Genomic DNA, 13,962 nt, shown 5'->3' with positions numbered 1-13,962 from the left:
GAACGGCGTCCGGGACGAGGGCCCTGCGTACGCTAGCAGTGTCCACATTTCGCCTCAAGGTGCGTGATCAAGACTCCGGCCCGAAATCGGAACCGGCTGCGGCGCGCTCCCGGGTCAGCCTGGAGTGGACGACGTGGGTCCCCGCGGTGACCGTGGCCCGCACGATTGTGGTGGGGCAGTAGAGCTCCTTGCCGTACCACAGTGGGGGGTGGTCGCGCCGGTTCCGGTTCCGCTGCAGGTAGGAGTGGCCGCGCAGGGCCGCCACGACGACCGCCGGATCGTCGCCGGGCAGGGCGAGGATGATCTGGAGCGCGTACGCCGTCTCCTCCGGCGTGCCCTCCCAGCGGCCCCAGGACCCGTCGTCGCGTTGCCGGGCCAGGGCCCAGCGTGCCGCCGCGCGGAGCGCCGCCGCGCTCTCCGCACAGCCGGACGCCGCCAGGGCCAGCACGCAGCACGCGGTCGCGTAGTACGCCGAGGCGTGCCATCGGTCGCGCCAGGCACCGTCGGCGTCCTGCCGGTCGAGGAGCACCCGCACCAGCCGCCGCACGGCCGCACGGTAGCGGTCCGCGTGCGGCTCACGCCGGAGGTGGTCGGCGAAGCTGTCGAGCACGTGGGCGTTCGTGGTGACCGAGAATCCGTCCTCACCGGGCCAGGTGCAGAAGCCGTCCGCCGTCTCGTACCGCCACAGGCTCGCGGGATCCGGCGCGTGGCCGAGGCGGCCGAGCGCGTACAGCGTCACGGAGGTGGTGTCCGCGTCCGCCAACAGGCCGGCGCCGGTGGCCGCACCGTCGACGCCCACGGCGCCGGCCAGGCTGGCCACCAGCGCCGGGGACGGCCGCACGTCCACACCGGCCCGGACCAGCGTGCTGAGCGTCCAGGCCCGTTCGAAGACGGTGATCGGCGACGGGCAGGGCACCGGTCCCCTGCTCTCGCCGACAAGCTCGTCGAGGAAGCGCCGCGCCTCCGCGCCCTCCCCCGCGCCGCAGACGTTCAACCAGGCGACCGTGGCGGCCGGTGAGGCCCCAACGGCCGGACCGGCCGGCGCGGACCGGCCCACCGGCCCGGCGAGCACCTCCCCGAAGTGCGCGAGTTTCGGCGGCAGGTCCGCACCGGCGGCGTACGCCGCGCGGACGGCCGTCAGGCGCGCGTCGGCGCCGGGCGACGGCAGGCGTACCGAGCGGGGCGCGGCGGCGGGAACACCGGGCCCCGCCAGACGCCTGTTGATCGACTCCACCAGCGCCGGCACGACCAGGTCGAAGGCGGGCGTGCCGGGCTCCGGCGGGGCGGTCGCGAGCAGCGCCGGGAGCGCGGCGAGCGCTCTGCCGACCGCGGCCTCCACCGCTGGGCGCCGTCCGGCCGGCGACCCGGCGTCCGGGAGGACCGCGAGGAGCGCGTCGGTGGCGCTCAGCGTGGGCACCACCGCGTACCCCTCCGGCGGCCCCCAGGCGCCGTCGGCCCGTTGCCGCCCCAGGAGGAAGGCGATCCGCTCGTCGTGCCGGTCCAGCCACGGCGCCAGCGCGACCAGCCGGCCGGTCTCGTAGACCGACGGGGCCACCTGCCCCCAGGGCCGCAACGCCATCGCGGCGACGAGCGCGCGCGCCTGCGAGCCGCACTCGTCGGACCCGCAACCGGGGTCGGCGGCGAGGGCCGACGCCGGCGGGATGACCGTCTGCGGCTGGCCGTCGCTCATGCTGCTCCCCAGAAGTCCGACACCTGGTAGAACCCGCTCGTGTAGGCGATCTGCCGACGCAGGTAGTCGGCCTGGTCCGGATCGGGGAGCCGGCCCAGCTCCTGCTCGGTCCGGTCGGTCAGGGCGGCCAGTCGCTGCCGGACCTCGGCCGGGTCCGGCACCAGCATCAGGGCGTTGAGGTCGCCCCACCGCACGTCCCGCCGGTACGTCGCCAGGTCGTTGACCAGCCGCAGGACACGCTGGACCCCGCGGCCGGCGGCGAGCAGCTCGTCCAGGTGCCGCAGGCACCCGTCGTCCCCGGTGGCGAGCCAGTGGGTGGCGTTGACGAACGAGCAGGCGAGGTTGTCCGCGTTGTCGAGGTACTCCTGGAACGTCGGCAGCGACCGGTCGTTCTTCCAGTGCCACTCCCGCTCCACGGCGGCCAGCATCCGGGCGAGTTCGTCGCGCCAGACGCCGGCGCGGCGGGTGAACGCCGGAACCGCCGCCAGGTCGTCGCGGATCTCCGCGAGGAGCCGGGCGAGGTGCCGCCCGGGCGGCGGGGTGGCGCCGTCCGCGACCGCCAGGCAGTCCGTCACGATCCGGCGCACGTCGTCGGCCGACCTCGCCCGGTAGTCGACCTGCCAGTCCGCGGCGAACACCCACAGCAACGTGCGGGTCGTCGTACGCAGCCGCGCCGCGTCGTACCCGGGCGCCGTGAAGGCGATGGCCGTGGCCACGGACCCGAGCAGCGCGGGGTCGAACGTCGCGTCGGCGAACAGCTCGGGATGGGCGGCGGTCACCTCCTGCAGGTCGCGCGTCCCCCGGGTGGCGAGGGCACAGATGCGCCCCTGCTCGGTCACCGCGGCCCAGATGTCCCGGAGCGGGACGTCCACGCCGGTCACCGGGGCTCGTGCTCCACCGGACGCAGCGTCAGTCGCGTCCGCTGCCGCGGCGAGAGGGAGGCTCCGATCCGGGGCGCCAGGTCCACCGGTTCGGTGCTGCGGAAGTGGTAGCGGCTGAGCACCGTGCTCACGATGAGCTGCGCCTCCAACAGGAACAGGTACTGGCCGAGGCACTGGTGGGGGCCGCCGCCGAACGGGTAGTAGGAGTAGCGGTAGCGGCGGCGGGGGCGCCCCGGCGCGAAGCGCTCCGGGTCGAAACGGTCCGGCTCGGGCCAGAACATCGCCATCCGCTGCGTGACGTACGGGCTGACCAGCACGGTGGCGCCCGCGTCGACGCGGACACCGCCGAGTACGTCGTCGGCGACGGCGGTCCGCGGGATCATCCAGCCGGCCGGGTAGAGCCGGAGGAGTTCCTCCAGCACCATCCGCCCGTACCGCAGCTCGGGCAGGTGCTCCCGCCGGACCGGACCGCCGCCGACCACCTGGTCGAGCTCCTCCCGAAGGCGGCCGGCCACCTCCGGGTACGCCTCGAGCACCGGCCACAGCCAGGACAGCAGCGCGATCGTCGTCTCCGTGGCGGTCGAGAACATCGCCACCACGTCGCCCCGCACCTGGTACTCGTCCGGCTGCCGCCCGTCCGGGCGTGGCCGGCAGAGCACGGAGATGATGTCGTCGCCGTCGCTCGGCCGGGCCCGCGCCTCCCGGATGATCGGCAGCACCACGTCGTCGATGGTCCGGACCGCGTTCCGGAAGGCCCGGTCCCCGGGCATCGGCACCGAGTACGGGACGAACGGCACGAGCAACCGGGGAAGCATGGCGGTCGTGACCGTGTCCAGGGCGGCGCTGATGCGCTCGGCGTCGGGCACGGATATCCGGTCCGCGAAGAGCACCCGCATGGTGGTCCGCAGGACGATCCTCGTCAGCTCCCGGCCCGCGTCGATCGGCTGCCCGCGGCCGGCCGGCTCGGCCCAGCCGTCGACGGCCTCGCCGATCGCCTCCGCCATCCGGTCGACCAGCGTCTCCGCCCGCTTCGCGGTGAACAGCGGTTGCAGGGCGCCGCGGCTGGACTCCCACACGTCCCCTTCGGCGACCAGGATCGCCTCGCCGACGATCCGTCGGACCGGCCGCCAGAGGAGCCCGTCGCCGTCGCGGATGTAGTTGGCCACGTTGTCGCGCAGCACGTACTGGAGGTGCTCCGGGTGGCTGACGAGGTAGGGGCGGAACGTCCCGAGGTTCAGGCGGACGACCTCACCGCGGGCCTCGTCGGCGAACCGGACCAGCGCGCCGAGCGGATCCCGCAGCAGCGCCGGCAGGGCGCGGTGCAGTGGGATTGTCGAGGCCTGCGCGGGGATCGGTGGGGTGCTGCTCACCGGTAGCTGCGACATCGCCACCACGTCTCCTCGCCACGTCGCCGCCCAGGAACGACGCGGGTCCCTCGTGGAACTTCCGCGTCGAGTGACGAGATCATGTCACTTTCGCGCGTTCGTCTCCAGGGTCTGTGACATGAGAAATGTCCCTCCGTCAGACAAGTTGGCCGGTTGCAACGCCCGGCGGCACCGATCGCGGGCGCTCCGGGGCACCCTGTGCCAGGCTCATGGTCATGGACGACACGACCATCCTGAAGCGGATCTCCGAGCTGGTCGACGAGGAGCACCGGCTCCGCGCCGACGCCCAGGCCAACGAGGCGGGCACCGACGAGGAGGCCCGCACCCGCCTGCGTGAGCTGGAAGAGTCGCTGGACCAGTGCTGGGACCTGCTGCGCCGGCGGCGCGCCGCCCGGGCCACCCACGGCGATCCCGACGCGCAGGGCGTACGCCCGTTGCCGGAGGTCGAGCGCTACCTGCAGTGAGAGGCCGACGGCCTCGGCGACCGGCGGTCCGGCGCCGCCCACGGGGGCGGTGCCGGACCGCCGCGCGGTCCCGGGCGGCCTCGGCGGCCGCCCGGGACGGTCGGGGTCAGCGCAGGCCCGCCTCCCGCAGCAGCAGCCCGGTCAGGCTCTCCGGGTCGGCCTGCGCCGCCGGCAGCCCGCGCGCGGCGAACCACGTGGCGACCACCCGGACGTCCCGGGCCAGGAACTCCGGGCCCTGCGGGTTGGCGACCAGGTCGACGATCTGCGGCAGGTCGATCAGCACCAGGCGCCCCGCGTGCACCAGCAGGTTGTACGGCGACAGGTCGCCGTGGGCGTGGCCGGCGCGGGCGAGCACGACCAGCGCGTCCACGAGTTGCCGCCACAGGTCACGCAGCTCCTCGCCCTCCGGCCGCAGCTGGGCCAGTCGCGGGGCGGCGCGCCCGCCGTCGGCGTCGCCGAGGAACTCCAGCATCAGCTCGGTGCCGCGCAGCTGCACCGGGTACGGCACGGCGATCGTGCCGTACCGGGAGCCGATCTCCCAGAGCCGGCTCAGCGCGGCGAACTCGGCCGCCGCCCACTGCCCGGCGATCATCTGGCGGCCGAACGAGGTCCGGCCGGTCATCGCCCGCATCTCCCGCGACCGGCGGACGCGGCGTCCCTCCAGGTAGCCGGCGTCCCGGTGGAACAGCCGGTGGTCGGCGTCGCGGTACCGCTTGACGGCGAGCAGGCAGGACCGGTCGGTGCCGGGTACGGCCCGGCGGACCAGGTGGACGTCGGCCTCCTTGCCCGTCTTCAGCACGCCCAGGTCGGTGTCCTTGGCGGCCAGCTCGGTGACCAGCCAGTCCGGGTGCGGCTCGGGGCCGTGGACCGCGTCGTCCCAGGACGACCAGGTCTCCCCCGTCTCCGGGTCCGGCTCGGTTTCGGGGTCGGCGAGCAGCGGCTCGGCGGGCCGGCCGCGCTTCAGGAAGTGTGGTTCGTCGTCGTCGAAGCGGCGCTTGCCGCGGGTACGGCGCTGCGGCGCCGGAAGGTCGTGATCGCGCACTGCGGTGAGAGTCCCTTGGTCGAGGTTGCTGGAGGCAGGTGGAAGCGACCTGCGAAGACGGCCATGACCGACCCCCTCTCCTCGACCGGGCGTCCGGCCCGGGTTCACGCTGTCGCCCGACGACCGCCTGCGACGGCCGGCGCGGCGGTGCGGATGCGGCACCATGCTCACCGCCCGCGGCCCGGCGGGGCAACCGATTTAGCTCGGGTCAGGCGCCGAGGACCGTGGCGACGGCGGCGATCAGGCCGTCCACGGTGTAGGTCGGGGCGAACCGGCCGTCGGTCCAGGGCCGGCCCCGGTGCAGCCAGACGCTCGGCAGGCCGACGGCGGCCGCACCGCCGATGTCCGCCTCGGGACCGTCGCCGATCACCCAGGCCCCCCGCAACGGCATCCGGACCCGCTGAGCGGCCAGCGCGAAGATCCTCGGGTTCGGCTTGCTCACGCCGGCTTCCTCGGAGATGACCCAGTCGGCGACGTACCGGTCCAATCCGGTCCGCCGGATCTTGGCGTCCTGCTGGCGCACCGAACCGTTGGTCACCACCACGGGCACCCAGCCGGCGTCGTCGGCGATCCGCAGCGCGCAGGCCACGAGCGGGTCCAGGCGGGTGTACGCCACCACCCCGTCGTGCAGTTCCTCCACCAGGTCGATGGACGGGATCCGCAGCCCGTACCGGTCGCGGATGGCGTCGGCGATGTCCCAGCGGTCCGTGAGCCCGTCGGCGTCGATGGAGAGCAGCCAGTCGATGTCGGCGGCCGGCGCACCGATGCCGGCCAGGAACTGCTCACCCCAGGCGCGGAACGGACCCTCCCGGTCGAGCAGGGTGTTGTCCAGATCGAGCAGGAGCAGCGGCACTCGGGAACCCTACGGGACCGACCCGTCCCGCCGACAGGGCCGAGTGACCGGTCGCCGTCCGTCAGGCCGTCAACGACGAACGGGTGAGGCCCTGATCGGGAAGCCGGTCGAGGAGCATGGAGTGCGCGGCGCGGGTGCGGGCCAGCGCGTCCGGGTCCAGCGTGGCGACCAGCACCGCCTCCCCGGTGTCGGCGCCCCGGGCCAGCGGGCGGCCCTCCGGGTCGTAGACGGCGGCGCCGCCGTTGAACCGCCACGGGTCGGCGCCACCGACGGCGTTGGCGAACACCACGTACATGGTGTTGTCCAGGGCGCGCGCGGCGTAGTAGAGGTCGCGGCGGTGCGCGGAGCCGGCCAGGTAGCCGCTCGGGCAGAGGTAGGCGTGCGCGCCGTCCGCCGCCGCCGCCCGACCGTGCTCGGGGAAGCAGCCGTCGTAGCAGATGCCGAGGCCGAGGCGCCAGCCGTCGAGGAGCAGGGTGGCGCCCCGGTCGCCGGGATCGAACAGCTCCCGCTCGCCGCCCCAGAGCTGCTGCTTGTCGTACCCGACGTGGACCTCTCCGGCCCGGTCGACCACCAGGGCGGAGATGGTGCGCCGGCCGTCGGGGTGCCGGACCGCCGCGCCGACCACGACGACGGTGCCGCCGCCGCGCGCGGCGTCGCGCAGCGGCGCCAGGCGGGGGTCCGCGACCCGGCGCGCCGGGTCGGCCGCGACGTCGGTGCCGGCCGGGTCCACGGCGAGGGTCGGCGGGTGGTACGCGGGCAGGAACAGCTCCGGCAGGACGACCACCCGCGCCCCGTCACCGGCTGCCCGGCGCACGAGGGCCGCGCCGCGGGCCGCGTTTCCGGGCACGTCTCCCGGGGCGGGCTGGGACTGCACCGCCGCGACGGTCAACGGGGCGGTGGGGAGGGCGGAGGCGGTGGGGGGAGGCGTCACGCGCGGATCCTAACCGGCGGGCCGGCGAGGCCCACCAGCCACAAGCCGTACGTACGGTTTGCGTGACCCGGGGTGACCTGACACGATCGACCCGTGCCCAGAGTAAGTCAGGACCAGCTCGACGCGCGCCGGCAGGAGATCCTCGCCGCGGCGCGGGCCTGTTTCGCCCGGCACGGGTACGAGGGCGCGACCGTGCGCCGCCTGGAGGAGGCCACCGGCCTGTCCCGGGGTGCGATCTTCCACCACTTCCGCGACAAGGATTCGCTCTTCCTCGCCGTCGCCGAGGACGACGCGGCCACGATGGTCGAGACCGTCGCCCGCAACGGCCTGGTCCAGGTGATGCGCGACCTGCTGGCCCGCGCGGTCTCTCCGGACACGACCGGCTGGCTGGGCAGCCAGCTGGAGGTGTCCCGCCGGCTACGCACCGATCCGGCCTTCGCCAAGCGGTGGGCGGAGCGGTCCGCGGCCATCGCCGAGGCGACCCGCGACCGCCTGGCGCGGCAGCGGGAAGCGGGCGTCCTGCGCGACGACGTGCCGATCGCCGTGCTGGCGCAGTTCCTCGAGCTGGCGTACGACGGCCTGGTCCTGCACCTGGCGATGGGCCGGCCCGCCGGTGACCTCGGCCCGGTGCTCGACCTCGTGGAGGAGGCGGTCCGCCGCCGGTGACCGGCGCGGCCGCGTCGGCACGTTGCGGTCCGGTAACCGCACCGCCGCGCGCGGCGGTGCTGGCGGCGCTGCTCCACAATGGGTCCGCGATCCCTCTCGCGACAGGAGCAGCCCATGACCGTCCTCGCGGCCCCCGGCGACACCTGGGGCATCCCCGGCCCGGTCTTCCTCCGGCTCTACCTGCTGGCCGCCGCCGTGCTCGTCGTCGGCACACTCGTCCAGCGGGCCCGGTTGCTCCGCGGCGAGGCGCCCGACGCCGGCCCGCTCGGGCCCCAACAGGTCGCGTACCTCAACGGCGGCGAGCAGCTGGCCATCTGGACGTCGCTCGGCGGGCTGCGAAGCAGCGGGGCGATCGGCGGACGCCCCGGCCGTCGGCTCACCACCGGCGGCCCGCTGCCGGCCGGCGTCACCCCGCTCGACCAGGCGATCCACGTCGCCGCGGGCCGTGGTGTCCACACTCGGGAGCTGCGCCAGGACCAGTTGGTACGGTCGGCGCTCGACCAGCTGCGCACCGGTCTGGAGCAGCGCGGCCTGGCCCTGACCGCGGAGCGGCGGGGCGCCCTGCGCGTCGGCCCGACGCTGCTCACCGCCCTGCTGGGGATCGGCATGCTGCGGTTCTTCGCCGGCATGGGAAACGGCCGTCCGGTGGGCTGGCTCCTCCTGACCCTGATCCCCCTGATCCTGGTGACCGTCCTGCTGTACCGGCGGCCGTGGCGCGCCCGCGCGGCCGACCACGCCCTGCGCCGGCTGCGCCGGGAGCACACCCACCTGGCGCCCCGGTCCGCGCCGGCCTACTCCACCTACGGTGCGACCGGAGCCGCGATGGGCGTCGCCCTGTTCGGCACGGCCACCCTCTGGGCCATGGACCCGGGCTTCGCCGAGCAGGCGGGGATCCAGCGGCAGGCGCTCAGCGACGGCGGCGCCTCCGGAGGTGGCGGCTGCGGGGGCGGCGACGGCGGAGGCGGCAGCTCCTGCGGGGGCGGGGGCGGCTGCGGCGGTGGCGGCGGGTGCGGCGGATGACCGGGCCGGCCGGGGTGGGCATCGGCTGGCGACCGGAGATCGCCGGATTCGTCGCCGAACTGCCCGCGCTGCGCTTCGTCGAGGTCGTCGCGGAATCGGTACCCGCCACCGGCCGGCTCCCGGACGGGCTCGCCGCCCTGCGCGAGCGGGGCGTCACCGTCGTACCCCACGGGGTGCGGCTCTCGCTCGGCGGCGCGGAGGCGGTCGACCCGGCACGGGTGGCCCACCTGGCCGCGGTCGCCGACCTGACCGGCGCGCCGCTGGTCAGCGAACACATCGCCTTCGTCCGCGCCGGCGGCCTGGAGGCGGGGCACCTGCTGCCCCTGCCGCGCACCCGGGAAGCCGTCGCGGCGGTCTGCGCCAACGTCACCCGCGCCCAGGCCGAGCTGCCGGTGCCGATCGCGCTGGAACCGATCGCGGCGCTCTTCGACTGGCCCGACGACGAACTGGACGAGGCCGCGTTCGTCACCGAGATCCTGGAACGCACCGGCGCGCTGCTCCTGCTCGACGTCGCCAACGTGTACGCCAACGCCCGCAACCGGGGTGCCGACCCGCTCGCCCTGCTGGACCGGCTCCCGCTGGAGCGGATCGCGTACGCGCACGTGGCCGGCGGGGCGGAACACGGCGGCTTCTACCACGACACGCACACCGACCCGGTGCCGCGCCCGGTGCTGGACCTGGTCGGCGAGCTGTGCGCCCGGCGACGGCCGCCGGCCCTGCTGCTGGAGCGCGACGGGCACTACCCGCCGGCCGAGGTGCTCCGCGAAGAGCTCGACACGCTCGCCGCCGCGTCCGGGTTCCCGGTGGTCACGTGAGCGCGGACCACCGGGTGCCGGGGTCGACGTCGCAGGCCGCCGGGACGCCGGGCCAGCCCCTGGCCGCCCGTCAGGCCGCCCTGGTCGCGGCGCTGGTCGCCGACGCGCCAGCACCGCCGGGCTTCGCGCCGGAGCCGCTCGCCGCCGCGCGTACCGCCCTGCTGCGCAAGCGGGCCGGCGAGGTGGCCCGGCACTGGCCGCTGCTCGCCGCCGGTCTCGGCCCGGAGTGGCCGACGGTCTTCGCCCGCTGGGCCGACGGGCGGCCGAGCGCCGGTTCTCTGCGCGACGGCTGGGACTTCGCCCGCGACCTGCGCGACGAGAGGACGCTGCCGCCGCTGGGCGCCGAGGAACTGGCCGCCCGGGAGGCGGGCCACCGCCACGACGGGCGGGGAACCCCACGTCCGCGCCGGCTGCCGGCCTGGGGTCGCGCCGGCGGCGCCGTCGCGGTCCAGCTCGCCGGTCGCGTACGCCTGCTGCGCCCCGCCCGCCGCTGACCCTCCCCCCTCCCCGTGCCCCCCGCGCCCCCCGCCCCCGCGCGCCTCCCGCGGCCAGCAACTTCGGGGAAGTTGCTGGCTCGAGCGGGCATGAGGCGACAACTTCCCCGAGGTTGTCGCCGCACGCTCCGGCGGACGGCACCGCGCGCCCGGTCACGACGGGGTGCGGGAGGATCGACGGCATGGATCTCGGACTGACCGATCGCGTGTACGTGCTGACCGGCGCCTCCCGGGGGCTCGGTTACGCCACCGCCGAGTGCCTCGTCGCCGACGGGGCCCGCGTGGTCCTCTCCGCCCGGGACGCCGACGCGGTGGAGGCCGCCTCCCGGCGCCTCGGCGGTCCGGGGCACGCCGTCGGCGTGGCCGCCGACCTGGCCGACCCCGACACGCCGGAACGCCTCGTGGCGGCGGCCCTCGACACGTACGGGCGGATCGACGGCGCGCTGGCCTCGGTCGGCGGTCCGCCGCTCGGCAGCGCGGCGTCGGTGAGCGACGAGCAGTGGCGCCGGTCCTTCGAGACGGTCTTCCTCGGCACGGTCCGGACGGTGCGGACCGTCGCCGGCGCGCTGACCGGAGGCGGGGCGATCGGGCTGGTGCTGTCCACGTCCGCCCGGAGCCCGCTGTCCGGTCTGGGGATCTCCAACGGGCTGCGCCCCGGTCTGGCCGGCGTCGCCAAGGACGTCGCCGACGAGTACGGGCCCCGGGGCGTACGGGTGGTGGCGCTGCTGCCGGGACGGATCATGACCGACCGGAACGTGCAGCTCTTCGCCGCGACCGGCGACCAGGAACGGGCGCGGGCCGAGGCGGAGGCGGACATCCCGCTGCGCCGGCTGGGCGATCCGGCCGAGTTCGGCCGGGTGGCGGCGTTCGTGCTCTCCCCCGCCGCGAGCTACCTGACCGGGATCACGCTGCCGGTGGACGGCGGCGCCCTGCGGGGCCTGTGATGGCCGCACCCCGCTACCCGCGCCCGACGAAGGCCGAGCTCGCGGCCGCGGCGGACCGACTCCTCCCCGACGTCGTCGCGTCCGGGCTGGACGTGCTGTTCGTCGGGATCAACCCCGGCCTGTGGTCGGCCGCGACCGGGTGGCACTTCGCCCGGCCGGGCAACCGGTTCTGGCCGGCGCTGCACCGGGGCGGGTTCACGCCCCGGCAGCTGCACCCCAGTGAGCAGCACGAGCTGCCCGGCTACGGGCTGGGCATCACCAACATGGTGGCGCGGGCCAGCGCCCGGGCGGACGAGCTGACGCCGGCCGAACTCGTCGCCGGTGCGGAGATCCTCGCCGGCAAGGTCGCCCGGTACCGGCCGCGGTGGGTGGCGGTGGTCGGGGTGACCGCGTACCGGATCGGGTTCGCCCGGCCGAAGGCGGCCTTCGGCCCGCAGCCGGAGTCGCTGGCCGGTGCCCGGCTCTGGGTGCTGCCCAACCCCAGCGGGTTGAACGCGCACTTCACCCCGGAGTCACTGGGTGCCGCGTTCGGCGAGCTGCACACCGCCGCCGCACCCAGCTGACCGCCCCCCGCCCCGCCCCGCCCCCCGCCCCCCGCCCCGCCCGTCCCGTCCCGGGTCGATCATGAAGTTAGCGGGTGATTTTGCGATCAACTCACCCGTCAACTTCATGATCGACACGGCGGGGCGGGTGGGAGGGAGGGGAGGGGGGTGGGCGGGAGGAGGGGGTGGGGTGGGCTAGTTGGCGGCGGCGGGCGGCAGGGCCTCGTCGGCGAGGTACGAGCGCATCGGCACCGCCAGCGGCTCCGGCCCGGTCGCGTCCTGGTACGGCGCCGGCGAGTCGGCGACGGCGAACTGCGTCCGGTACAGCTCGGCGTAGAGCCCGCCGACCGCGACCAGCTCCTCGTGCCGGCCCCGCTCGACGATGCGCCCCTGGTCGAGCACCAGGATCTGGTCGGCGTCCCGGACCGTGGAGAGCCGGTGCGCGATGACCAGCGCGGTCCGCCCGGTCAGCGCGACCGACAGCGCCCGCTGCACCGCTGCCTCGCTCTCCGAGTCGAGGTGGGCGGTGGCCTCGTCGAGGATCACGATCGACGGCGCCTTGAGCAGGAGCCGCGCGATCGCGATGCGCTGCTTCTCGCCGCCGGAGAAGCGGTAGCCGCGCTCGCCGACGACGGTGTCGAGGCCCTCCGGCAGGGCGCGCACCAGGTCGGCGACCTGCGCGCCGGCCAGGGCCGCCCACAGCTCGTCGTCGGTGGCGTCGGGCCTGGCGTAGCGCAGGTTCTCCGCGATGGTCTCGTGGAACAGGTGTGAATCCTGCGTGACCACGCCGATCTCGTCGCGGAGCGAGTCGAGGGTGGCGTCCCGGACGTCGACGCCGCCGACCAGCACCTGGCCGTCGGTCACGTCGTAGATGCGGGAGATCAGCATGGACAGCGTCGACTTGCCGGCGCCGGACGGGCCCACCAGGGCCACCATCTGCCCCGGCTCGACGGTGAACGAGACGCCCTTGAGCACCGGCTCGGTGACCGTGCGGTCGAGGGTGGCGACCTCCTCCAGGGAGGCCAGCGAGATCTCGGCGGCGCTGGGGTAGCGGAAGCGCACGTCCCGGAACTCGACCCGGCCGTTGCCCTGCGGGACCGGCACGGCACCCGGCTTCTCCGTGATGCCCGGCTGGAGGTCGAGCACCTCGAAGACCCGGTCGAACGAGACGAGCGCGCTCATCACGTCCACCCGGACGTTGGACAGCGCGGTGAGCGGGCCGTAGAGCCGGGTGAGCAGCAGCGCGAGCGTCACGACGGTGCCGGCGCTGACGCTGCCGGTGACCGCCAGCCACCCGCCCAGTCCGTACGTGAGCGCCTGCGCGAGCGAGGCGACCAGCAGCATGGCCACGAAGAAGGTCCGCGAGTACATCGCGGACTGGATGCCGATGTCACGGACCCGCTCGGCCCGCCCGGCGAACCGGCCCGCCTCCACGTCGGGCTGGCCGAAGAGCTTGACCAGCAGCGCACCCGAGACGCCGAAGCGCTCGGTCATCGTCGCGTTCATCTTCGCGTCGAGGTTGTAGGACTCGCGGGTGATCTCGGCGAGCCGCTTGCCGACCCGGCGGGCCGGAATGATGAACACCGGCAGCAGCACCAGCGACAGCGCGGTGATCTGCCACGACAGGGTGAACATCACCGCCGCGGTGAGCACCAGCTGGATGACGTTGCTGACCACACCGGACAGCGTCGAGGTGAAGGCGCGCTGCGCGCCGAGCACGTCGTTGTTGAGCCGGCTGACCAGCGCGCCGGTCTGGGTACGCGTGAAGAACTGCAGCGGCATCCGCTGGACGTGGTCGTAGACCCGGGTGCGCAGGTCGAGGATGATGCCCTCGCCGATGCGGGCTGAATACCACCGCTGGGCCAGCGAGAGCAGGGCGTCCGCCACGGCGAGCGCGGCGATGATCAGGGCCAGCCGGACCACCAGGTCGCCAGCCGCCGAGCCGCCCTGGTGGATCGCGTCGATCACGTCACCGGCGAGCACCGGCGTGGCGACGCCGATGACCGCGGCCAGCACGACGGTCACCAGGAAGACGACGATGTCGCGCCGGTACGGCCGGGCGAAGGCCACGATCCGCCGGGCGACGCCACGCTGGAGCCGGTGGGTGGAGATGTCGTCCCGGTTGCGCATCGACCGGAGCATGCTCCACCCGCCCATGCCACCGCCGGACATCGGATTGGACACGCTCACCTCCGGGTCGTCGGGCCGACCGCACCGCCTGAGGTCAATTCTCCC

General features: G+C 75.1%; 14 protein-coding genes. 7 read left to right on the top strand and 7 right to left on the bottom strand.

The features are described 5' to 3' along the window. Positions 1 to 67: 67 nt before the first annotated feature. The 3 genes from GKC29_RS14095 to GKC29_RS14085 are packed head-to-tail and all read right to left on the bottom strand — an operon-like array spanning position 68 to position 3,902. Positions 68 to 1,690: a prenyltransferase/squalene oxidase repeat-containing protein gene (locus tag GKC29_RS14095; RefSeq protein WP_155331266.1), complete on the bottom strand. Its 1,623-nt coding sequence runs from the start codon at positions 1,688 to 1,690 to the stop codon at positions 68 to 70. Continuing rightward, on the bottom strand, positions 1,687 to 2,571 hold the full coding sequence (locus tag GKC29_RS14090; RefSeq protein WP_196255871.1) for a terpene synthase family protein: 885 nt from the start codon (positions 2,569 to 2,571) through the stop codon (positions 1,687 to 1,689). The genes GKC29_RS14095 and GKC29_RS14090 overlap by 4 nt, the downstream gene beginning before the upstream one ends. After that, positions 2,568 to 3,902 carry a cytochrome P450 gene (locus tag GKC29_RS14085; protein ID WP_370463359.1) on the bottom strand — a complete coding sequence of 445 codons (1,335 nt, stop codon included), beginning with the start codon at positions 3,900 to 3,902 and terminating at the stop codon, positions 2,568 to 2,570. The genes GKC29_RS14090 and GKC29_RS14085 overlap by 4 nt, the downstream gene beginning before the upstream one ends. A 263-nt stretch (positions 3,903 to 4,165) precedes the next feature. Here GKC29_RS14085 and GKC29_RS14080 point away from each other — a divergent pair, with 263 nt between their 5' ends. Then, entirely contained in the window at positions 4,166 to 4,420 is a 255-nt protein-coding gene (locus GKC29_RS14080; RefSeq protein WP_196255870.1) for a DUF2630 family protein, read from the top strand. A gap of 106 nt (positions 4,421 to 4,526) precedes the next feature. On the opposite strand, the gene GKC29_RS14075 is transcribed toward GKC29_RS14080, so the two are convergent. The 3 genes from GKC29_RS14075 to GKC29_RS14065 all read right to left on the bottom strand — a co-directional run bounded on the left by GKC29_RS14075 (position 4,527) and on the right by GKC29_RS14065 (position 7,246). Further along, positions 4,527 to 5,462, bottom strand: a complete 936-nt coding sequence (locus GKC29_RS14075; protein ID WP_155331264.1) for a serine protein kinase RIO — start codon at positions 5,460 to 5,462, stop codon at positions 4,527 to 4,529. Positions 5,463 to 5,670: 208 nt separating this feature from the next. Then, positions 5,671 to 6,315 (bottom strand): HAD family hydrolase, encoded by a 645-nt coding sequence (locus tag GKC29_RS14070; protein WP_155331263.1) that lies wholly within the window; start codon positions 6,313 to 6,315, stop codon positions 5,671 to 5,673. Positions 6,316 to 6,376: 61 nt separating this feature from the next. Then, the gene (locus GKC29_RS14065) at positions 6,377 to 7,246 is read right to left on the bottom strand and encodes a carbon-nitrogen hydrolase family protein (RefSeq protein WP_155331262.1); all 870 of its coding nucleotides are present in this window, start codon (positions 7,244 to 7,246) and stop codon (positions 6,377 to 6,379) included. A 93-nt stretch (positions 7,247 to 7,339) separates the two neighbouring features. Here GKC29_RS14065 and GKC29_RS14060 point away from each other — a divergent pair, with 93 nt between their 5' ends. The 6 genes from GKC29_RS14060 (at position 7,340) to mug (ending at position 11,748) form a co-directional block, all read left to right on the top strand. Next, on the top strand, positions 7,340 to 7,912 hold the full coding sequence (locus tag GKC29_RS14060) for a TetR/AcrR family transcriptional regulator (RefSeq protein WP_155331261.1): 573 nt from the start codon (positions 7,340 to 7,342) through the stop codon (positions 7,910 to 7,912). A gap of 114 nt (positions 7,913 to 8,026) precedes the next feature. After that, positions 8,027 to 8,932, top strand: coding sequence for a TIGR04222 domain-containing membrane protein (locus GKC29_RS14055; protein ID WP_155331260.1), 906 nt, complete (start codon positions 8,027 to 8,029; stop codon positions 8,930 to 8,932). Next, positions 8,929 to 9,747 (top strand): DUF692 domain-containing protein, encoded by an 819-nt coding sequence (locus tag GKC29_RS14050; protein ID WP_155331259.1) that lies wholly within the window; start codon positions 8,929 to 8,931, stop codon positions 9,745 to 9,747. The genes GKC29_RS14055 and GKC29_RS14050 overlap by 4 nt, the downstream gene beginning before the upstream one ends. A 14-nt stretch (positions 9,748 to 9,761) precedes the next feature. Further along, the gene (locus tag GKC29_RS14045; RefSeq protein WP_230689071.1) at positions 9,762 to 10,241 is read left to right on the top strand and encodes a hypothetical protein; all 480 of its coding nucleotides are present in this window, start codon (positions 9,762 to 9,764) and stop codon (positions 10,239 to 10,241) included. Positions 10,242 to 10,423: 182 nt separating this feature from the next. Further along, entirely contained in the window at positions 10,424 to 11,185 is a 762-nt protein-coding gene (locus GKC29_RS14040; protein ID WP_155331258.1) for an SDR family oxidoreductase, read from the top strand. Next, on the top strand, positions 11,185 to 11,748 hold the full coding sequence (mug, locus tag GKC29_RS14035; protein ID WP_155331257.1) for a G/U mismatch-specific DNA glycosylase: 564 nt from the start codon (positions 11,185 to 11,187) through the stop codon (positions 11,746 to 11,748). Before GKC29_RS14040 ends, mug begins: the two co-directional genes overlap by 1 nt. A gap of 174 nt (positions 11,749 to 11,922) precedes the next feature. Here the strand turns inward: mug and GKC29_RS14030 are convergent, their stop codons facing one another. Continuing rightward, the gene (locus GKC29_RS14030; protein WP_155334130.1) at positions 11,923 to 13,899 is read right to left on the bottom strand and encodes an ABC transporter ATP-binding protein; all 1,977 of its coding nucleotides are present in this window, start codon (positions 13,897 to 13,899) and stop codon (positions 11,923 to 11,925) included. Positions 13,900 to 13,962 lie beyond the last annotated feature (63 nt).

This window comes from Micromonospora sp. WMMC415 (assembly GCF_009707425.1).
Lineage (GTDB): Bacteria > Actinomycetota > Actinomycetes > Mycobacteriales > Micromonosporaceae > Micromonospora.
Note: the sequence above shows the minus strand (reverse complement) of the source record. Positions and strands in the feature narration are given on the sequence as shown.

Coding starts and splice junctions, on each gene's coding strand:
- GKC29_RS14055 (WP_155331260.1), top strand. CDS start 8,027: ATGACCGTCCTCGCGGCCCCCGGCGACACCTGGGGCATCCCCGGCCCG.
- GKC29_RS14030 (WP_155334130.1), bottom strand. CDS start 13,899: ATGTCCGGCGGTGGCATGGGCGGGTGGAGCATGCTCCGGTCGATGCGC.
- GKC29_RS14040 (WP_155331258.1), top strand. CDS start 10,424: ATGGATCTCGGACTGACCGATCGCGTGTACGTGCTGACCGGCGCCTCC.
- GKC29_RS14080 (WP_196255870.1), top strand. CDS start 4,166: ATGGTCATGGACGACACGACCATCCTGAAGCGGATCTCCGAGCTGGTC.
- GKC29_RS14095 (WP_155331266.1), bottom strand. CDS start 1,690: ATGAGCGACGGCCAGCCGCAGACGGTCATCCCGCCGGCGTCGGCCCTC.
- mug (WP_155331257.1), top strand. CDS start 11,185: ATGGCCGCACCCCGCTACCCGCGCCCGACGAAGGCCGAGCTCGCGGCC.
- GKC29_RS14050 (WP_155331259.1), top strand. CDS start 8,929: ATGACCGGGCCGGCCGGGGTGGGCATCGGCTGGCGACCGGAGATCGCC.